This is a genomic window from Microcystis sp. LE19-41.2A, from assembly GCF_027530405.1.
GTDB lineage: Bacteria > Cyanobacteriota > Cyanobacteriia > Cyanobacteriales > Microcystaceae > Microcystis > Microcystis aeruginosa.
The window spans coordinates 1-20,747 of the sequence record NZ_JAPZQJ010000460.1; the positions used below are offsets into that span (position 1 = coordinate 1).

At 40.8% G+C, this 20,747-nt stretch carries 20 protein-coding genes; 8 read left to right on the forward strand and 12 right to left on the reverse strand.

Annotation, left to right across the window (positions count from 1 at the left end; all coding sequences use genetic code 11):
• The first annotated feature begins 533 nt into the window (after positions 1-533).
• From O9290_RS19475 to O9290_RS19485, 3 genes are all read left to right on the forward strand, one after another.
• Entirely contained in the window at positions 534-758 is a 225-nt protein-coding gene (locus tag O9290_RS19475; RefSeq protein WP_002758065.1) for a DUF2811 domain-containing protein, read from the forward strand.
• A gap of 49 nt (positions 759-807) precedes the next feature.
• A complete protein-coding gene (pth, locus tag O9290_RS19480) occupies positions 808-1,434 on the forward strand; it encodes an aminoacyl-tRNA hydrolase (RefSeq protein ID WP_002758066.1) in 627 nt (208 codons plus the stop codon).
• Between the two features lie 134 nt (positions 1,435-1,568).
• Entirely contained in the window at positions 1,569-3,896 is a 2,328-nt protein-coding gene (locus O9290_RS19485; RefSeq protein WP_288057467.1) for a WD40/YVTN/BNR-like repeat-containing protein, read from the forward strand.
• 120 nt (positions 3,897-4,016) lie between these two features.
• Here the strand turns inward: O9290_RS19485 and fumC are convergent, their stop codons facing one another.
• Positions 4,017-5,420, reverse strand: a complete 1,404-nt coding sequence (gene fumC, locus O9290_RS19490) for a class II fumarate hydratase (RefSeq protein ID WP_288057469.1) — start codon at positions 5,418-5,420, stop codon at positions 4,017-4,019.
• 253 nt (positions 5,421-5,673) lie between these two features.
• On the opposite strand from fumC, the gene O9290_RS19495 reads away from it, so the two are divergent.
• Positions 5,674-5,961, forward strand: coding sequence for a YggT family protein (locus tag O9290_RS19495; RefSeq protein WP_288057471.1), 288 nt, complete (start codon positions 5,674-5,676; stop codon positions 5,959-5,961).
• A 4-nt stretch (positions 5,962-5,965) separates the two neighbouring features.
• Here O9290_RS19495 and gshA read toward each other — a convergent pair whose 3' ends face one another.
• The 8 genes from gshA to O9290_RS19535 all read right to left on the reverse strand — a co-directional run bounded on the left by gshA (position 5,966) and on the right by O9290_RS19535 (position 12,898).
• Positions 5,966-7,120, reverse strand: a complete 1,155-nt coding sequence (gene gshA, locus O9290_RS19500; protein ID WP_002758072.1) for a glutamate--cysteine ligase — start codon at positions 7,118-7,120, stop codon at positions 5,966-5,968.
• Positions 7,121-7,159: 39 nt separating this feature from the next.
• The gene (locus O9290_RS19505) at positions 7,160-7,552 is read right to left on the reverse strand and encodes a pre-16S rRNA-processing nuclease YqgF (RefSeq protein ID WP_193959478.1); all 393 of its coding nucleotides are present in this window, start codon (positions 7,550-7,552) and stop codon (positions 7,160-7,162) included.
• A 409-nt stretch (positions 7,553-7,961) separates the two neighbouring features.
• Positions 7,962-8,201, reverse strand: coding sequence for a hypothetical protein (locus tag O9290_RS19510; protein WP_288057474.1), 240 nt, complete (start codon positions 8,199-8,201; stop codon positions 7,962-7,964).
• A 215-nt stretch (positions 8,202-8,416) separates the two neighbouring features.
• Positions 8,417-10,363, reverse strand: a complete 1,947-nt coding sequence (locus O9290_RS19515; RefSeq protein WP_288057477.1) for a pentapeptide repeat-containing protein — start codon at positions 10,361-10,363, stop codon at positions 8,417-8,419.
• 5 nt (positions 10,364-10,368) lie between these two features.
• Positions 10,369-10,653: a DUF2103 domain-containing protein gene (locus O9290_RS19520; RefSeq protein WP_002758083.1), complete on the reverse strand. Its 285-nt coding sequence runs from the start codon at positions 10,651-10,653 to the stop codon at positions 10,369-10,371.
• 2 nt (positions 10,654-10,655) lie between these two features.
• Positions 10,656-10,949: an ATP-dependent Clp protease adapter ClpS gene (gene clpS, locus O9290_RS19525; protein ID WP_288057478.1), complete on the reverse strand. Its 294-nt coding sequence runs from the start codon at positions 10,947-10,949 to the stop codon at positions 10,656-10,658.
• 55 nt (positions 10,950-11,004) lie between these two features.
• Positions 11,005-12,138 carry a glycosyltransferase family 4 protein gene (locus tag O9290_RS19530; RefSeq protein ID WP_288057479.1) on the reverse strand — a complete coding sequence of 378 codons (1,134 nt, stop codon included), beginning with the start codon at positions 12,136-12,138 and terminating at the stop codon, positions 11,005-11,007.
• Positions 12,139-12,235: 97 nt separating this feature from the next.
• On the reverse strand, positions 12,236-12,898 hold the full coding sequence (locus O9290_RS19535) for a 4'-phosphopantetheinyl transferase family protein (protein WP_288057480.1): 663 nt from the start codon (positions 12,896-12,898) through the stop codon (positions 12,236-12,238).
• A 110-nt stretch (positions 12,899-13,008) separates the two neighbouring features.
• On the opposite strand from O9290_RS19535, the gene O9290_RS19540 reads away from it, so the two are divergent.
• From O9290_RS19540 to O9290_RS19555, 4 genes are all read left to right on the forward strand, one after another.
• Entirely contained in the window at positions 13,009-13,950 is a 942-nt protein-coding gene (locus O9290_RS19540) for a serine hydrolase (RefSeq protein ID WP_002758088.1), read from the forward strand.
• Positions 13,951-14,745: 795 nt separating this feature from the next.
• Positions 14,746-15,381 carry a D-sedoheptulose-7-phosphate isomerase gene (locus tag O9290_RS19545; RefSeq protein WP_002758308.1) on the forward strand — a complete coding sequence of 212 codons (636 nt, stop codon included), beginning with the start codon at positions 14,746-14,748 and terminating at the stop codon, positions 15,379-15,381.
• A gap of 37 nt (positions 15,382-15,418) precedes the next feature.
• Positions 15,419-16,444, forward strand: a complete 1,026-nt coding sequence (locus O9290_RS19550) for a GHMP family kinase ATP-binding protein (RefSeq protein ID WP_288054770.1) — start codon at positions 15,419-15,421, stop codon at positions 16,442-16,444.
• Positions 16,445-16,536: 92 nt separating this feature from the next.
• The gene (locus O9290_RS19555) at positions 16,537-17,253 is read left to right on the forward strand and encodes a nucleotidyltransferase family protein (protein ID WP_288054769.1); all 717 of its coding nucleotides are present in this window, start codon (positions 16,537-16,539) and stop codon (positions 17,251-17,253) included.
• Here O9290_RS19555 and O9290_RS19560 read toward each other — a convergent pair.
• The 3 genes from O9290_RS19560 to O9290_RS19570 all read right to left on the reverse strand — a co-directional run bounded on the left by O9290_RS19560 (position 17,231) and on the right by O9290_RS19570 (position 20,533).
• Positions 17,231-18,295 (reverse strand): hypothetical protein, encoded by a 1,065-nt coding sequence (locus tag O9290_RS19560; RefSeq protein WP_288054767.1) that lies wholly within the window; start codon positions 18,293-18,295, stop codon positions 17,231-17,233. The two genes, O9290_RS19555 and O9290_RS19560, sit on opposite strands and share 23 nt — an antisense overlap.
• Before the next feature lie 380 nt (positions 18,296-18,675).
• Complete coding sequence (locus O9290_RS19565) at positions 18,676-19,584, reverse strand: glycosyltransferase family protein (protein ID WP_288054766.1); 909 nt, start codon at positions 19,582-19,584, stop codon at positions 18,676-18,678.
• Between the two features lie 10 nt (positions 19,585-19,594).
• Positions 19,595-20,533: a glycosyltransferase gene (locus O9290_RS19570; protein WP_079205668.1), complete on the reverse strand. Its 939-nt coding sequence runs from the start codon at positions 20,531-20,533 to the stop codon at positions 19,595-19,597.
• Positions 20,534-20,747: the final 214 nt, after the last annotated feature.

A 20,747-nucleotide genomic window follows, 5' to 3' on the forward strand; every position in this document is an offset into this window, starting at 1 on the left:
TCAGGTGGTCAACTACCTAATTTTCAGGGAAAAAGTACCTGAATTTTCCCCCGATCCCCGCAATGGCTGGCACTTTTTGAGGGGAAAAAAGTCCAAAAGTCTTATCCAACAAGGTTTTTAGATTTATTCAGCAAACCCTAAGTAGTCTTGATCATCACTGCTGACTAAAATTTGCAAATCTTATTTTTCCCCGATGTTTTCCCCCATACATTCCCCGGTCTTTCCCCACTCACTCCCCAGTTTTCCACAGTTTACCCAGACTTTTCCACAGGCAACAGCGATAGAATCGGCACTTGCTTCCAGAAAAAATTAATCTTGATTGTCAAAATACCCATCGATAGATACTGAGTTACTGTTAAGTTAAGTAAATAAAATCTAGCTCTAACCCTTATTCCCTCGTAAATATTAAGTTTTTCTGAAGCATTCCTTTACATCTGGTAATATTGCAACTCCCCCCAACTTGGCTCACAATAGTCCTTACTGTCCACTGCACCAGTCAGGGATTTCCCCACTTCCGATCAGAGGTAAACGATATGAATACATCAGTCAGTATCTTGGCAGAAATCCCCGAAATCCTCCACCAATCCCTACAACAATATCTAGAAACTCACCCCAGTTGGGATCAAGATGGTGTGTTTACGGCGGCCATATCATTTTTTCTACTTAATTGTCAATCCTCCGAAAGGATGAATTTTGAGGAGCAAAATAGCTGTGCCAAGGTTTATCTAGAAACTTTGTTCCAGCGCTCGGAGTGCTAATTCGGGGATAATAAGAGTCGGGTCATGGTTAAAAACCCGATTTTCCCCTATGAATTCCGATAAAACCCCTAATTTAATCATTCCTCAGCTAATTATCGGTTTGGGTAATCCTGAACCCAAATATGATCGCACCCGTCATAATATCGGTTTTGAAGCTGTGGACTCATTAGCACGGGATTGGGGGCTATCTTGGCAGGAAAACAAGCGATTTCAAGGTTTTATTGCCGAAGGTGACAGTCCTCTCCCGGGCAAAATTCGTCTTTTAAAACCCCAAACCTATATGAATCGCTCCGGGCAATCGGTGCGAGCGGTGCTGGACTGGTATAAACTGGAGCCGGAGTCGATTTTAGTCATTTACGATGATATGGATCTGCCCCTAGGCCGGTTGAGAATCCGTCTATCGGGATCGGCTGGCGGACACAACGGTATTAAATCGATGATTGCCCACGTTGGCACGGAAAGCTTCGCTCGTTTACGCATAGGAATCGGTAAATCAAGCGAAAAAGCAACTATTTCCCACGTTTTAGGCCGATTCACCCCCCAAGAAAACGAAGTCATCTTGAAAGTGTTAGACTTGTCCAGAAAAGCGATCGAACTTGGTCTCAAACAAGGGTTACAAAAGGCAATGAGTCTCTACAATAATCAAAGTGTAGAGATTGGTTCTGATCTATGCTGATAGCAAATAAGCCTGATTTTAGTAATGGTTATAATAGCCATTTTCGTCTATACTCTTACAGAACCCTTGGTCAAATTTTGATCGCCCTTTGCTAGATTAGGTCAATTTTTATCCTCGATATTAGCAGTTTAAGTATGATTAATCGCCAAAGTTTGCTGAGATTCGCCCACAAGTTTAATCTCATTTTATTGATAATCGCTACAGTTTTTTGTCTTTGGAGTAATCCTGCTTTTGCCCATCGTCCCCATGATGTAATTAGTCAAGTGGAAGTTTCTCCCGATTTCCAGACAGATAATACAGTATATATCTTGGTGCGAAATAACTTTTATAAGTCTAGGGATGGAGGTAGCAACTGGACAAGATTAATTCAAGGTTTAGATTATACGGGGGAATTAAGTTCCTTATCCCTATCTCCCCTCAATAAAAATATTCTCTATCTAGCTTCAAGATCCGATGGTATTTATAAAAGTGAAGATGCGGGGGAATCTTGGCAGAAAGTTAATCAGGGTTTAGCAACTAACTTTATTAACTTTGTACAAATTGCCCCTTCCGATCCCAATATAGCAGCAGCAGTGGGATTAGAAAAAGGGGTTTATTTAACCGCAGATGGTGGTAAAAATTGGTCAAATATTTTCCCCACCACGGCACTGATAACCTTTCTCGCTATTACTCCCAACAATCCTAATCGCATTTTTTTTGGGGATGAACAGGGTAAATTATACAGTTCCTCCGATGGGGGGAAAACTTGGCAGAATCTCCCCTTACCTGCTAATGTGGGGGCAGTGGATACAATTGCTTTTTCTCCTAATTTAGACAGGGATAAAACCTTTTTTGTCGGCACAAAAGAAGCAGGTATTTTTAAAACCGTTGATGATGGTAAAAGCTTCCAAGCTGTTAACGAAGGAATTAAGGATAAAATCATCGAAGACATCGTTATTTCTCCCCAGTATGCCCAAAATTCAACCCTTTATGCCATCACTTGGTATGAGGGAATGTATGTTTCGCAAGATGGGGGCAAAAGTTGGACAAAAATGAGCGAGGGTTTAACCAAAGATAAACAGGCTGATGATTATAAAGTTCCCCATTTTATGGATTTAAAAATAGTTCAAGATACGATGTTTTTAGGGGGATTTAATGGCTTATTTAAAACCACAGATAGCGGCAAACAATGGCAGGAAATAGAAACTTTAGCCCGGGGAACAGTTATCGCCATGGCGGTTTCTCCTAATTATGCCGAGGATGCCACTGTCGTCATGGCTAATTATGTAGGCAATATCTTCATCAGTCGGGATAAAGGGGAAACTTGGACACCAATTAATCGCGGTTTAGAGGTTTATCGACTTGGTAAAGATCCCGAAGAATCAGGACAAGATCCCCGGCGTTTCTTTGACATTGCCTTTTCTCCTAACTATGGAGAAGATAGAACTATTTTTGCGGGGTTTTTACGCAATAAATTTGCCAAATCCGATAACAGTGGTGATTTCTGGAAAATTATCGAAATTGATGAAGGAGTCCGCGGTCCGAGGATAGTTCCTTCCCCAGATTTTGCCAAGGATAAAACTCTTTTTCTCACCAATCAGCAGGGGAGAATATTTCGTTCTACCGATGGAGGAAATACGGTTAAAAATATCAGTGAAGTGGGCAGAATTTTTGGTAATTATGCTCCTGCCATGGTAGCTTCCCCTGATTTTGCTAAGGATAAAACTTTGTTTGTCACGGGAAAAGAGGGCATTTATCAAAGTGTTGATGGTGGACTAACTTGGAAAAATGTCAGCCAAGGAACCCCCCTATCAAAAACCTCTAATGTGCAGTTGGCAATGTCTCCCAATTATCCCAGTGATGGAACTATTTTTGCTGGGACAATTTCCGGTTTGTTTGTCACCAAAGATGGGGCTAAAAGTTGGACAAAATTAGAGAAACCAGGGTTTAATCCGCAGGCATCAGTAGAAACCATTGCTATCTCTCCTGATTATGCTAATGATCGCACGGTAATAGTTAGTTTACAGGGAAATGGCTTGTTTAAATCTACCGATGGAGGAGAAACTTTTAAATCAATTGGTGATCCTAAAATACCCCTAGTGAAAATTCATAGTATCCCTTCTTCTGGTATCTCCGTCCAGTTTTCTCCTAATTACGCTCAAGATAAAACTTTATTCGGTTTTGGTGGCGCTAAAACTACAGTTTTTCGTTCCACCGATGGGGGAGAAACTTGGACAAGTGTAACTATTCCTCCTCATGCGGAAGAAAATACAACCCGCTATAAAATCGGTGAGTTTTTCTCCGGTCCCCTTGGCACAATCTTGCGCGTGGTTATCCCGATTCTCCTAGCAATCGCCGCTTATTTTCTGGTGGGTTTCTTGAAACTGGAGAAAGTTATTAATCTTCCTAAATCCTTCTTCCGCATGGCAGGGGCATTTATGGTTTTTCTCTTTGTTTTCTTCGCTATCATTAGCCAAGTTTAGCGGAAATTTTCACCGGCGGGGCTTGACAAATCCCGCCGCTTGCCTTATAATTATATATATAATGGGAATCCGTGCCTGCCTGCGACCTCTGATTTTTACGGCAGTCAACCCCTCAGAGAATTAACCATCGGCAACGTAGGGATTGACCATCTTAGCGGGGTCAACAATGCGATCAAAATCCGCTTCCTTGATGTATCCCAGTTGCAAGGCTGCCACTTTCAGGGTTAAATCCTTTTCTAGGGCATAATGAGCGACGTAGGCAGCCTTTTGGTAGCCAATCACGGGACTTAAGGCAGTCACCAGCATCAAGGATTGATTTAAAAAAGTCTCAATTTGTTTTTGATTAGCAGTCATCCCCTTAACCAAAAACTGACAGAAATTACCGCAACCATCAGTGAGCAAACGGATAGACTGCATGAGATTATGAATCAACAGCGGTTTATAGACATTCATTTCCAGATGTCCTCCGGCGCCTCCCATCGTCACCGCTAAATCATTAGCCATCACCTGCACTGCTATCATCGATAAAGCTTCGCATTGGGTGGGATTAACTTTCCCCGGCATAATTGAAGAACCCGGTTCGTTTTCCGGCAGCTGTAATTCTCCTAATCCACAACGGGGACCACAGCTAAGTAAACGGATATCATTAGCAATTTTATACAGGGAACTAGCGATAGTTTTCAATCCCCCGCTCAAGAAAACTAGAGCATCGTGGGAACCTTGCACGGTAAACTTATTAGGGGCGGTAATAAAAGGTAATTTGGTCAGATTAGCGATTTCGGCAGCCACATCTCGATCAAAATCTGGGGGAGCATTAATTCCCGTACCCACTGCTGTTCCTCCCAAGGATAAACGATAGACTTTTTCTAGACATTTTTCTAGCCAATCGCTGCCATCATCTAATAAACCCACATAACCGGAGAATTCTTGTCCGAGGGTTAAAGGGGTGGCATCCTGTAGGTGAGTGCGACCAATTTTAACTATATTTGCCCATAATTGCGCCTTTTCATCGAGACTATTCCGTAATAGTTGCAGACTGGGAATTAATTTTTCCTTGACTGCCAAGGCAACGGCAATATACATGGCCGAGGGAAAGGAATCATTAGTCGATTGGGACATATTAACATGATCGTTGGGGTCCACGGGAGTTTTGCTACCCAGAGGATTCCCCGTCAGTTGACTACAACGATTGGAGATGACTTCGTTGATGTTCATGTTAAACTGGGTGCCACTTCCCGTCATCCAAACGTAGAGGGGAAAGTTATCCGCGTGTTGTCCGGCTAAAATTTCATCGCAGACTTGACAGATAAGGTTTTTTCTCTCCTGACTGAGACGATTTTTTTGCTGATTGACAATTGCACAGGCTTTTTTGAGAATGGCATAGGACCCGATCATCTCCCGGGGCATGAGATTATCACCGATACTAAAGTATTGTAGGGATCTTTGGGTCTGCGCTCCCCAAAGTTTATCGGCAGGTACGGGAATTTCTCCCATGCTGTCTTTCTCGATGCGAAATTCTGTCATCTTTAAGTTACTTCTGCATCTGGCCTGAAAAGAGAGGGTCTCCAGGACGACACGGATTCCCATTATAACAAAAGTATAAGTCAAGTCTAGCTAGTTTGTCAAGCCCTATTGGGACTTTTTATTGGCGGCATTTTTACCCGGGAGGTTGGCAAGAATAACTGGCAGGGTGCTGGGGCGATTAGGATGATTAAATGAGACAAAAACTGTTATATTTTAGGGAAGATAATCGGTAAAAAAGACGGGATTGGAGACTATGGACACAGCGATCGCATTAAGTTGGACATTGGCAATTATCTTAGGGTTGATGACCCTTTTGTTTATCTTACGGATCGTGCTGACTTGGAATCCACAGGTAGATTTAAATAGCTTTCCCTTTAATATTATTGCCTGGCCCACGGAACCTTTTTTAATCCCCGTGCGTCAACTCATACCCCCCTTAGGAGGAGTTGACATTTCTCCGATTATTTGGGTAGGAATTTGTACGCTGCTGCGGGAAATTCTTCTCGGTCAACAGGGTTTAATTACCATGGCCTTAAAATAATTATTCACGCGACTAAAATATGCTGACATAATTTATGTTCTAACTCTCGTTCCTCTTTTTCTAGGGTAATAATCGCCTGTTTGATAATACTTTTAACATCCATACCTTGGTCGTATTGTTTTAACCATTGTTGTGCAGTGTTACCTTCGCGGAGGATTTTTTGTAAGGGAGAGAGGAAACAACTAAAACCCTTTTCTTTAGCGATCGGATAAACTTGAACATAGAGGTCTTTAATCCAATCCCTAGCTAAGATTTCCCGGCCATCGTACCAATGTCTCAGGGTGGCATCAAGACTAAAACGCGCGGCAGCCTGTTCGTTTTCTTGGGTTAAAGTTAATAAATCCTCGCTGCGATTGCTGCTGGGTAATTGACTTAAAATTAAGGGGTCTAATTCGGGAGCTTGTAAAAGTTGAGTTAAACGGGCCTCTAAAAAAGCCATAACTGCTAATAAACTAATAGGATTAGCAATCAGGTCACAAATTCGCAATTCTAGACGATTGAGATTATAGGGACGATTGCTACCGTTAGGACGTACTGACACCCAGAGATGACGAACATTCTGCATCGTACCGAGTTTTAATTGTTCCTCGGTCCAAGTGACAAAATGTTGATGACTTTCAAAGAGGGGAACATAAGCGGGAGTTTGGGGGAAAACTTGCCAACGACGGGAATGGGAACCGGTGATTTTACCGTCGAGAAAGGGAGAAGAAGCACTTAAAGCCAAGTATAAAGGAGCTTCTAGGCGAATTAAGCGACAGGCACGCATTAAATCCTCATAATCGCTAATACCGACGTTAATATGAATACTGGCCGTGACTACATTAGTACCGTAGGTCTGTTCAATATAGTCATGATAGGGATTGTGGGGGTCACTGCGATAAAAATGTTGACTATCGCCCAAGGAGAGGGTACTGCCAGGGATTAGGGTATAATTGCCTAAACGACGCAAATATCGCCGTAGAGCGAGACGAGGTTTTAAAGTAGCGCATAAAAGACGGTCATAGTTAGTCATGGGAGCCGTAGTATATTCTACGTTACGACTATCCGGTTCCCGGACAAAACCATCTAAATCCTTGACAATGCGATCGGATAAACCGATAATTTCTCCGGCTGCTGTTCCGGTGTACATTTCCACTTCAAAACCTTTACTTAGGAGCATCGTCAATTCACCTTGCTGTGTCTATTTTGTAGTGTGACATTATTTGGACTGTAAATGACGTTCGATCAGCAGAATCGCCACTATATCATCAATGGGGCGATCGGGAAGACGCATACCTTGGGGGATGAGTTTCTGTAATCCTTTGGGGGGGAACATTTGCCAATAGCGATCGCGCGCTTCTAGGGTACTATTGCGTTCATCTACTAGAGTAATCGGGATAGTGACACGAGCGGCAATTTTTTGGCACCAACTTTTCGAGGTGGTTTGGTTCCCCATCACCAATAATTCGAGCGGATATTGTTGACAGAGACTAGCTAAACGCTCGATCGCTTGTGACGATGCTATCACCTCATGGGTATAAATTTTCCCCGTCGATGACCTGACCGCGATCCCACATTTATCCTTACCCGGATCAAAACCGAGAATACACATAGTTTTTATCTCCTGCAGCAGTGGTCGGTTTTATTAAATCATTAAATTAGAGTGTTGGGTTTTGGGGATTTCAATTATCAGTTATCAGATTGCCGTTTTAAGTGGACAGTGTTAGGTGAAAACTGCCGATTACTGTTTACTGTTCACTGCTCACTAATAACAGCAGCAAGGGAATTCCACAATTCATTGGTTCAATTATACTATGACTCTTGCCGATACAGTCACTACCATAATATTATGGTAGGAGCGCCTAGTGGTCAGTGAGTTTATCGAACTGCGTGCGCCGAAAATGTAATATAGATATTTCGACCAAATTGAGATGCAGCGTTGGGTTTCATGCTTCAACCCAACCTACGTTCATCTTATATTTAATTCCACCCACCCACTTAACTCGCTGATCATGTTAGTATCACACAGGAAGGTCATTTAAGCTTTCTGCAAATGGATTAGAACGATCTTGGCGAGAAGGAACTTCTATAGTATAGTTTTCTTCAGCACAAATTTGTCGCAATTCTGCTAAAGCTTGGGCTAGGTTATCAAAATCTGTTTGAGTTTCATGGGCAGCTAATTTCTTCTCTAAGAGCAATCTTTCTTCTTCAGAAAGGGATTGGATCATTTGGACGAGAGATTCAATCAATTTGGCATTCATGTTTTTTTCCTCTTTAGTAAGATTATCAAGATTCTAATTCGATTCCTCAAACAGTGATAGAAAATCACGGCGAACACTCACTAAGCTGTCAAGCATTAAATTACGAACAGCTTAACCTTCCGTAGGTATCACGGTTCAAAGTAAGGGTCATTTTTCCACTCATATTTCGGCTCCTCAAAACGAAAAGATAACTGCTGTATTTAAATTTTTACAGTTTATTTTAAATAAATCAAGAGATTTAACCCCGGAATCGTGCGCGAGAGAGTCCAGATAAGGAGAGTGATATAAAAGATGCCGATACCCCATTGATACCAAACTAAAAAAGAAATGATAGCGGGTAATTCTTGATCGCGAACTCGCCAATCATTAAAGCCTAATTTTAGCAAATTATTGAGACTTAAATCGTAATAATTTAACCAATTCCAACGCTTTTGCCAAGGAATAGGATTATAACGATCGCGAAAGAGGGGAAATTCGGGAACCACGGGTAAACGGGTGATTAATAAGCGTAATTGTCGCATACTACCATCTTGCAGGAAATAGGAACTATCCATTAAATCGTGATAGCGTCCCCGACGATAAAGTTCGATAACTAAAATTAAGGGTAAGGGGACAAGAATTAGGGCAATAGCTGTTAAAGTTAGTAGGGGACGACTGGCAGATTGCAGGATATTAAACACACCAGAAAGGGTGAGAATAATATAGCTAGTTACCATACAAAAGATTTCATAACGACTAGGAATTACTGGTTTAGGAGTGAGACGACGCACGCGATCAATTAACCAAAATAAACAGCCAAAATAGGCAAAAATTATGATTCCTGTACCGAAAACTAAACTAAAATTTGTACCATCTTGACTTAAGAGTAATAGTAAAGCAAGGAAAGAAGTATGCAGAAAATCAGCTACCCAAGTGAGGTTAATTAGGCGAATAACTGAGATATTATTCAGTTTTTGTTTTAACTGTTGTAATCGCAATTTTTCGGTTTTGTATTCAATTTGATTAGCATCGGCAATTTGTTCTAGGGAGCGAAAATTACGAACTAAATTTCTTAAAACTGTTTCATTTCCTGTTAAAGTTGGTAAATAAATTGCTTGACCAATTACTCCTCTATCTCCCAGTATTTTCGCTTTATCGGAATCAAAAGCTAATCCTGATACACTCAAATAACCATTTTTAGTAAAAGTGGAATTACTAAAATCTACCTGATCTAAAAGTTTCAGATCTTGAAAACTAACCACACCATTAAAATAACTAGACCGAAAAGCACCCGATTTTTCAAAAGTGGCATTTCTAAAGGTTAATAAACTTAAAAATCTACTCTTAGAAAATATCGGACGATCTCGCCATTGACTTTGGGAAAAATTGGCTTCTTTTTCCCAGAAAGTACGGGTAAAATCTGCGGTTTTATCGTATTTAGTTTGATCAAAATAAGCTTCAGCAGTAAAATGACTGCCATGAAAGTTAGTAATACTTTTAAAATGGACTGTGCGAAAGATGGCTTTATTTAAAAATTGACTTTGACTAAAATTTACATCTCCCATAAAAGTGGCTTGGCTAAATTTAGCCACCCTCGCAAAACGGGATTCTAACCAATTACTTTCACGACTAAATTTTGCTTGCATTGCTTCGACAATTTGCAGAAAAAAAGTCTTAGAAAAGTCCACTTCTCCCATAAATACGGTTCCCTGCAACTTCACAGGTCCACGAAATACTGTGACATTAAAAACTGGTTCATCGCTATCGAATAAAAAATTTTCGTCCTGTTGTAATAACTGTTCTTCCGTGGGTGATAATAAGGTAGCGAGAGCCACTTTTGTTAAAGGAGTCGGTAAACCCAGACGGGAAGCGATAAAATTGCCTTGAATTAAGGAATTACTAAAATCTAAACCTAGGGGTTGTTTAGCGCGATTAATTTGACCTTGAATCTGTTGATAAAATTGTTCTTGCAGTTCCTTATTTTCATCGCGGATATCGATAACCAAATTGGCTAAATCGATGGTAGTCATCCCTTCTTTAAGGACGGGTGCGCTTAAACGTTCCTGCAATAAAGTTACTGTTAAAGGAAGTCTATCCATTACTGCCAAACTAGGGAGAGAATGTACAGAGAAAAACAGAAAAACAATGATTAGTAACCAGCAGCCTTTCAACAACGCACCCACGACAGTTATTTTCCTAAACAAGCTTGGATAGCCATTTCTAAATCCTCTTGGTTTAAATCGGTGATAACAAAGACTTCCTGCACACTTTTTCCTGTCCTCGCAATCACCTTAAAACCACCACGAATTGGTACTGATATCCGCAATTGTAACCGCGGACAATGACCTTTTGAGCGAGAAAGTACCCCCGGGGTGACAGTGGTGATTCCTTGATAGGTAATTAACTTTTCTAATACCGCAATCAACCCCGGAATATGAGTAGAATGATTCCAAACTAAACGACCATTATTCATAATTATGCGGCCTCTAGAGGAGCCATAGTTAATCCTTCCCGTCGCAATTGTTGGTGATAAAGTTCCGCTTGTTCTTGGGGACCTGTCCAGACAATTGCTTGTCCTTGGTAGTGAACTTGATTAGTTAATTCCCAAGCTCGATCGGTAGTCATATCCGGGATATATTTAATTAAACAATTGGCCACATGATCGAAGGTGTTAAAGTCATCGTTGAGAACAATAACTTTATAGTTGGGATAAGTCTTTTTGACCCCTTGGGTGGACTTATCTAAGGTGGTACTGGGTGCGCTGGACATAAAAGTTACAATAGGTCAAGGTTTTTGCAATTAAATTCGAGCATTTTGACAACAATTAAGCGGCAAAAGCCACAGAATTATTATTCAAAACCCGGTGATAGTAATTTAATAATTGTTTGGTGGCCGCTTGCCATGCCCATTTTTCCGCTTCTAGGCGCGCATTTCGTCGTAATTCCTCTCTTTCTGCCTTGGCGGTTAGTAATCTTTGGGTGGCACTAATTAAACCCTTCTCATCCCTAGGATCGAAGAGATGACCATTAACTCCATCGGTGACAATATCAGGAATTCCCCCCGAATTTGCCGCCACCACCGGACAACCGGCAGCCATGGATTCTAAGAGTACCAAACCGAGGGTTTCTGTGCGTGAGGGAAAAAGAAAAGCATCTGCGGAAGCAAAAGCGGAGGCTAATTCTAACCCCTGTAAATAACCGACAAAATGGGTATTTGTGTCGGCAAAATGACTTGTTAAAGCTTCCCGATGGGGACCATCTCCCACAATGGCAAATCTTGCTTCGGGAATCGCTTCTAATACTGGTTTAATGCGATCGATTTCTTTTTCGGCCGACACTCGACCAACATATAATAAGAGAGGACTATCGGGGTTATTTTGGGATAATTTCAGTCTCATAGCTGGGGATTTTAAATGAGGTTGAAATAATTCCGTATCGACTCCCCTTTGCCAAAGCTCTACTTTTTCAATGCCACGACTAGATAATTCTTGCACCATAGCAGTGGAAGTGCAGAGATTTAAACTTGCTTGATTGTGGGCCAGTTTTAATAATTCCCAGAGTAATCCTTCTAGGGAACCTAACCCATAGTGTTGTAGATATTGGGGGAGATGGGTATGATAGGAAGCGACGAGGGGAATGTTCATAGTTTTGGCAAAATAAATGCCTCCCACCCCTAAAACAGCGGGGTTAACCACATGAATAATATCAGGTTTAAACCTCTCTAAAGCTTGACCGACTGAAGGCCGGGGGAAAGCCATTTTTAATTCCGGATATAGGGGTAAGGGAATCCCTGTAACTCCATGAATTTTAGCACCTTTGTAATCCTTTAAACCGCCATCGGGAGAGAAAACTAATACCTGATGACCTAATCTTTGTAGGTGTTCCACGGTATGTTTAAGGCGGGTGACAATGCCATCGATTTTCGGTAAGAAAGTTTCTGTAAAAAGAGCAATTCGCATAGAGAAAACAAGGTTAAGTAATAATTAAGGACAAGCTTTTTTTGAGATAGCTAGGAATAATTACTGAATTTCTCAAGGCAATTAACTCCCCAATTAATCATAGATCAGAAAGGCCAAAGGTTTTAATCACTCGATCGCTACCTTCGATAACCACCGTCGCTCGATAATTATCGCCGATTGCCGCTGTCCATAATTGCCATTCCCCCGCCACATTGTCTAATTTTAAGGGATTGAGGCCCACTTCCACTTGATCGAGTCCCCCGCTAATTCCCGTTCCCAGTGCCTTTAAATAAGCCTCTTTTGCCGTCCATAACTGAAAAAATAACTTTTCCTTCTCTGCGGACTTTTCAACAAGCTCATGTTCCCTAGCACAAAAAAACCTTTTTGTCAAGCTATCTAAATCTTTCACCTCGCGCATTTTCTCTAAATCTACCCCGATGCGAGCGGTTAAAGTCAAGCCACAGATGGCCATATCTTCGGAATGGGAGAGATTAAACTGCAATTGATAGTTAATACTCGGTTTTCCCCGTTCGCTGTAGATAAACTCGATTTTTTCGGGACTTATCGCCAAATATGACCCTAAAATCTCCCGTAAACAACCCCTCGCCACCAAAAAACGCCGCTTGTGTTGGGGAAAATGGTAACGATTAGCTCTAATTATTTCATCTTCCGAGAGCAAAGAAGCCAGTTTTTCTAGTCTATCCCCAGAGGGATCGAGACTGATAAAATAGAGATGAACCTCATCGGTAGATATAAACATTAAACTCAGAAGCGATCAAATAATTAATTATCGGTAAATTTTACCGTAAAATGAGAATTGCCGACTCAAGAATTTATCCACCTTCTAACTTTTGACTTTGCAGCACACCTATGAACTTTTTTCATACTGAAGACCACCTCCAACAGTTCGGTACAGATATTTTAGAAACAACTTGGCGAGAATTTCCCCAATTAGCTCAAGAACAAATTGCCCTAACTTGGATAGTATATGATCCTCCCGTTATCGTCAACACGGGGGGAGCAATTTCTCACGAAGAATTCTGGAAATATTCCCCCCGCGGATTTAGCTATCGCGGACAAGAAAGAACCTATCCCGCTAGTTTAGTGAAATTATTTTATCTAGTAGCAATTCATGAGTGGTTAGAAGGGGGAATGATTCCCGAAAACACCGAATTAAATCGCGCCATTCGTGACATGATTGTTGACTCTGGTAATGATGCTACCAGTTTAGTTGTAGATCTGGTGACGGGAACCACTAGCGGTCCAGAAATTGCCGCCGGTCCCTTTGAAACTTGGAAGCAACAACGCAACATAGTTAATCGTTATTTTCAATCCCTAAATTGGCCAGAATTAGCGACAATTAACGTTAATCAAAAAACTTGGTCTGATGGTCCCTATGGACGTGAACGCGCTTTTTTAGGGGAATTAATGGAGAATCGCAATATGTTAACTAGCAATGCAGTGGCGCGTTTAATTCATACTATTGTCGGGGGGATTGCTGTTTCTTCCCAACGTTCCCAAATGATGATGTCTTTACTAAAACGAAGTCTTAATCCTGCTGATTGGACAAGTCAAGGAGATGATACACAAATCTTAGGATTTCTGGGACAAGGATTACCAGAAAATAGTCAAATTTGGTCAAAAGCTGGTTGGACAAGTCAAGTGCGTCACGATGCAGCCTATATTGAAATTCCCCATCATACACCCTATCTCTTGGTGGTATTTACCGAGGGAAAAGATAACAGTCAAAATCGCTCAATTTTACCTTTTATTTCCCAGAAAGTAGCCGAGAAAATTATGCAGCTCCATTAATTTAACCTGTGGGTAGGATGGTTTTCTCTGTCATTGCCAAAAGTGCTAGATAAACATCCTACTGCAATAAATCCGTAAATTTACCGATGTGCATCTCAATATACAGCTTTTCTGGGATAGATGGGGTTCGTTCTTGCAGCTGAAATACTTGATTAAGTAAGGATTTAGTCTGTGCTTCACCTTGACGGGAAAGGCCGTCATCATTTAAACTAACAATAAGTTGTTGTTAAGTAAGTAGTCGGAGATAAATTCTGTTGTCTATCTTAAGAAATGTAAATTACCACAATTCTTACTTAGTCCTGACTCCTGACTCCTGACTCCTGACTCCAGGAAAAACTTTTTCAGCAAACCCTATCTAGGTGTTAGAGTATAGCAATCACGGCATATTATACGCCGTCAGGCCTTTGGGCTTTTGATTATATCGGCGGTATTGTCAGGAATTGTTAACATTTTTGTCCAGCCAAACAAAAGGCCAAGACTGGCAAAGGTTGAATCCCCCGCTCAGAAATCCCTCGTCTCGGCCAGAATAGATCAAAAATTTATTTACAAACAAAACAAATTGTGCTAGAGTTGGCTGCGTTTGTCGTATATTCCGAGAATAACCGGCAAAAGATCACTCTTTTGACTCGATCGCTCTAGGTTTCTCTAGAACTATCATCGGCCTGTTTTTCTTGTCCCGTGATCAATTCTACCATGCTAGGGGTTTTGTACCCAATTAATGGACAGCGATTCTGGTCTTTTGATACTATTGAGAGTTAAATTTATTCAACTAATAAAAATTGGAAAATCAAACCTATGCGAATGGTGGAAAAATCAAACAAAAAATTGGATAGTTTCCAGAGCGATCCCTCTCTGTCAATTTTAATCAAGACTGAATTGGAAGAAGCTTATAACCTGAAGAAAAAACTACTAACCGAGACAAAATATCTAGAGAAAATCCAAGAGATTTGCCAAGTATGTATCCATGCTTATCGCAACAACCACAAAGTATTAGTCGCCGGTAATGGGGGCAGTGCAGCCGATGCTATCCATTTTGGCGGTGAGCTGCACGGCCGATTTCTGAAAGAAAGACAGTCTTTACCAGTTCGCGTCCTCAATAGCGATATCGCCAGTTTAACAGCGATTGCTAACGATTATGGTTACGAATATATTTTTAGCCGCCAGATAGAAGCGGAAGGAAACCCTGGTGATGTGTTTATCGGTATTTCCACTTCGGGAAATTCCGCCAATATCCATCAAGCTCTCAAAGTTTGTCAAGTAAAAGGTCTCACTAGCATCGGTTTAACTGGGGCGAAGGGATTAGCTCTAGAGGAAAAAACCGATTATTGTTTGATGATTCCTAGCACCAGTACCCCGCGCATTCAAGAAGGTCATGGTTTTGTTCTTCATACTATTTGTTTAGCGATCGAAGAAGCGATCTTTCCCAACTAAAATCCCCTAGCCAAAAATCAACCTAAACAGCATACCCATGATCATCAGAACCAAAGCTCCTTTAAGATTAGGTTTAGGTGGTGGCGGCACCGATGTCGAGCCTTACTGTAGTCTTTATGGGGGTTACGTTCTCAACGCTACTATCGATCTCTATGCCTACTGTACAGTCACGGAAATTACTGACAAACAAGTCATTTTTGTGGCCGCTGATCGAGGAGAACAACAAATAGAAACCCTTCAGTTTCCTCTACCCTATAACGGCGTTCTCGATCTGCATAAAGCGGTCTACAATCGTTTGATTAAAGACTTTAATCAAGGGCAACCTTTGCCGCTGCAAATCACCACCTTTTCCGATGCGCCGGCCGGTTCGGGATTGGGTTCTTCTTCTACCCTAGCCGTGGCCATAGTTAAAGCCTTTGTGGAACTGTTAAAATTACCCCTAGGCGAGTACGATATCGCCCATTTAGCCTACGAGATCGAACGAATTGATCTAGGCTGGTTGGGGGGCAAACAGGATCAGTATGCTGCCACTTTTGGCGGCTTTAATTTTATGGAATTTTATGAACAAGATCGAGTCATAGTTAATCCTTTGAGAATTAAAAATTGGGTGATCAATGAATTAGAAGTCTCTCTGATCCTCTACTATACAGGCATTTCTCGCTACTCATCTCAAGTAATTGAGGATCAAATTCAGAATGTCCAAGAAAAAAATGAGCAGGCGATCGCCGCTACCCATCAACTCAAAAAAGAAGCAATTCTCTTTAAAGAAGCACTGCTTAAATCAGATTTTATGGGGATAGCAGAAATTCTGAGAACTTCTTGGGAAGCGAAAAAGAAATTATCCAAATTAATTAGTAATCTGGAGATCGATCGCATTTATCAGGTAGCTAGGGAAACCGGGGCCTATTCAGGCAAAATATCGGGAGCAGGTGGCGGTGGTTTTATTATCTTTATGGTCGATCCTACCAAGAAAATCGAAGTAATTAAAGCTTTGAAATCAGCAGGAGGCCAAGTGATTAATTTTCACTTTACCAAATACGGAACCCAAGCATGGACATTATAACAAGCCAAGGATCAACGGGGAAGGATTATCCCTGTAACCCTAAAAATAGTTTTTAAAAGATTGGCAATAATTCAAATTTTTGAGGTGTATCTATGGATGTAATTATTCTGGCGGGTGGGTTAGGAACCAGGTTGCGATCAGTGATCAACAGTTTACCAAAACCCATGGCTCCCGTTGCTGACAGACCTTTTTTAGAATATCTATTAGATTACCTAATTTCTCAAAAAATTACCAACAAATTTTTAGTTTCTGTGGGCTATGAACATCAGAAAATTATCGATCATTTTGGCGATAATTACAAGGAATACGAACTGACTTATCTGATAGAAGATACACCCTTGGGAACTGGAGGAGCGATCCAGTTGGCCCTAAATAAAATTGAAACCGAACAGGCATTAATTATCAACGGAGATACCTTGTTTAATGTCAATTTATCCGCCTTAATTAATTTACATAGTCAAAAGAAATCCCTGATGACTGTTGCTCTGAAGCCGCTAACTGACTTTGATCGTTATAATAATGTTCTGCTAGACGATGACCAAAAAATTATCGGGTTTGAATCCAAAAAATATCAAGATAAGGGCTATATTAATGGCGGCATATATTGTGTATGGAAAAACATATTATCCAGCTTTGATCTGACATCAAAATTTTCTTTTGAGGACGACTTTCTCAAAGTTTATACCGAGAAAATTCCTATGTATGGCTTTATTTCTGACGAATATTTTATTGACATAGGCATCCCCCAAGATTACGAAAAAAGTCAGATTGAATTACCTGAACTTTTTAATTCCCGAAATCAGGTTTAACATCAGGATTAAAATACGAACCGTAAAACTTGGCGACTTTGATCAAATTATGGTCTTGATACCATCTGTGAGCGTTGTCAGCAATTTGCTGAAGTTGAGTCAAATCGAGACTAGACAGATTTTCATCAGCTACTAAATAATGTTTATTATTTTCTACTCCATCGGCTTCAGAAGGGTTATAGTCTGTTAGAACTGGAACCAAACCGTGGGCGGCATAGGCGGCAAAGACAGTGGATTTGCCTAAATCTCTTGGAAAACGGCTATAATCTAGAAAGCCTCCCCGTGAAGTTAACATTAATTCACTAACAACCTGATTAGACTGAAATCCCATAGGGACTATCTCTATTCCTTTGAATTGACCTTCTGTGGTACTCAAATCACAGGGATAACCAACATCATAAATGCGTTCAATGCCTAAAGCTCGACAGGCTTTTAACAGGTTTTTACTGAATTTTGTATAGACTAGGGGGCGAGTGTGCTGGGAACCGAAAACAATAAGGTATGGTGGGCGTTCCTTGAGAGGAGGAATACATTGGGGTTCACCCATAGTAGAAAAATTTGGTAAGCAAATAACTTCAGTTTTTCCAGTCAATCGTGAAACTATATTTTCAATTCTGGAAGTAGTAGTTACGATTGAATCAGCTAATCTTAAGATTTGATAAGAAGTTAGTAAAAATCTAAAAGCGGGGAAAATTATACCTTTTCTTGTGTAAGTTGCGCTGAACTCATGGACTAGGATAATTAATTGAAAGTCTCTAGTTTTTGTGAGATATTGTAATACTCTCAAGAGCCAATGGGGAACATCATAGTGTCTACAGTTATAATGTAGGAGAACCCCCAAACAATCTGGAGTTATCAATGAAGACAAAACCCTGGGATCGTCCATATTCCTGAGAGATTTATAGTTGATCAAGCGGCTTACTATACCAGTTTCTGCTCTAATCGCTTCAGCTAAAATAACGTTGAAATCTCCATCATTAGTGTAGAATGGAACAATTTGTATAATTTGTTTTTGATTGATTGGTTTTGTTGTGTCAAACATAGATTCCTCCACTCAAGTAAAATCCTAGATGTCTTTGTAAACACGACGCCAACACGGTCAGCGCATCCTAACAATCCTTGACAAAATAAAATTTATGTGGGTTGCTTACCCAGAGGGCGATTCAAGCATATTTGAGGAGAATTTGCCACCTCAATGTTTAGGAAACAACCGACCAAATGGGTCGAGTTCGTAAGCATTTCAATTGATTGTTATCGCTCAAAAGGCATGGAAGGCAATCCTATCACAAAATTGGCCAATTGTCAATAGCGTTTGGGATGCGCTCACCCTGCTTCATGTTCCTTCAGCAGCTTTTCTGGAATTTTGCGAATTAGGAAGTAGATGGGGAGTTGTTGATAACTCATAGGAAGCACGATAATTAGTCATGCTTTCCAGAGACTTTTGATTTTGGTCTTGATGCCATTGTATAACTCCTCGAAGACAAGATTCCAGAAATAACCATACTGGGGAAATCGCTTGACCAGTAAAGCATCGGAAGGAAAAAGAATTCTGGGGGTTTTCATGGAGTAAGGTCTGACTATATATCTTATTTGACTGGGTTCGGGCATCCAATGACCGATATACATATCTTTTTGAAAAAACTTCGCTTGCAGAAATAACCCTAAAGCTCTATCAAATCCCCAGAGAGGCAACCAAGTTAAAATTTCTCCTATCCTCATATTGCGGACAAAATCATCTAAGGCTTCTTTCACCAGGATTGTTTGCCAAATATTATTATTGAAAGGTTCTAGATGATAGCCATGAAAATCTTTTCTTTTGGCGTAGGGCCATAAAGCTAGTCTTAACTCGAAAGGATTATCTAGGGGAGCGATAGGAACTTCCACTAAATCTTGGTATTTATCTTGTCTTTTTCTAGAGATATTTAACTGATTGATAGCGGGTAGCTCCGGCCAGGGAGCTTTAATTTTTTCCTCATCGAGATAATCAATTCCCCCCTTATGGAGACGTAAGAGCCAACTTTGGGGAAAATTATCAAAGTAATCTTTCGCTAAGGCAACCACCTGGGGATGCAAGAAATCATCATCATCGAGAGCCAACACATATTGACCGGAAGCATTGAGAAGACCGACGGCTCTCTGGGCCGTTTCTCCCTGATAAAGACTATGAAAAATTTTGACTCTGGGGTCTTCTACGGAAGGGGTAACTGCTCCGGGAGGATAAACCCAAATAAATTCTACTTCCCCTTGAATTGCCAGAAGTTGTTGCAACCAATATTCGGAAAATTTGCCCAGAGTTGGAGTAACGATTGATAGAATTGGTGAGTTGATCATGATTGGCTGACTATCCCTCTTTTCCTAGTCGATAAAGTACATATTTTTGGGGAACTTCCCTGAGATTGGTAATCACCAGATTCCACATATATCCATACTGAGGAAAACACTTGACTAGGAAAATTTCTGATAAAATACCATAGCGATTTAGTCTTCTATATTCGGGGGGATTGTTTTCCATGCGTAACTGTTCTGGAGATGGCATGAGATGACCGATGATTTTCCCTTGGCCTTGCTCGAAAAACTTAGCTTGAATAAATAAACCCAAAAGACGATCAAGACACCAAAAGGGAATATACTTAAGCGGACCAATAAAAGGCATTAAACCCACCAGATCCTCTAGGGTTTCCTGTACTATAGAAGTTTTCCAAACCTTCTTGTCAAAATTCTCTGTATGGGGACCTCGATGATCTCTCCTCCCTCTAAAAATACACATTACATCAAATTTATTATCGATAGGAGTAATGGGAATTTCCAATAAGTAGTTGCCTTGTTCGTATAGCTTAGAGTTACCTTGAGACCTACCACAAACTTCTAGTTTTTCGATGGGTTTTGGTGAGAGCCAAGGAGCTTCTAGAATTTCTTTTTTACCAAATTCAACATCTTTCCGGCTAAGTCTCATGACCCAACTATCAGGAAATCGGGAAAAGTATTGACGGCTAATTTCTGAAATGTCGGGATTGATATACTCATCACAATTAATTGTCAATGTATAGGGAGCGGTAGCATTCATCAAACCTGTGGCACGTTGAATAATTTCTCCCCGCAAGGGACTGACTATTTGCTGTACCCTAGGGTCGGACGTGGGATACTTAGGTGCTCCTGGTGGATGAACCAAGATAAATTCTACTTCTCCCTTGACCTCGGTCAGCGCATTAAACCAGTGGTCAGCGAATCCTTCTCGGGTCGGAATAACAATTGATAGGCTTGGTGTTGACACCTTGTCCATGATAAAAAAATTTTTCCTCTATTTTTTGATGCCATTGTATCATAGTTCTCCAGCAACAAGGAAAATTTCTGGCTCTTCGTTACTTGTTATGGTTCGATAGGGGGCATAAATCGACTAAATCCTTATCTGGCAAAAGACTTAATTGATTAGTTCGCTCTAGATAAAAAACAATTGACAAAAATCGCTAAATGCCTTTCTATATAAGGGTTCCATC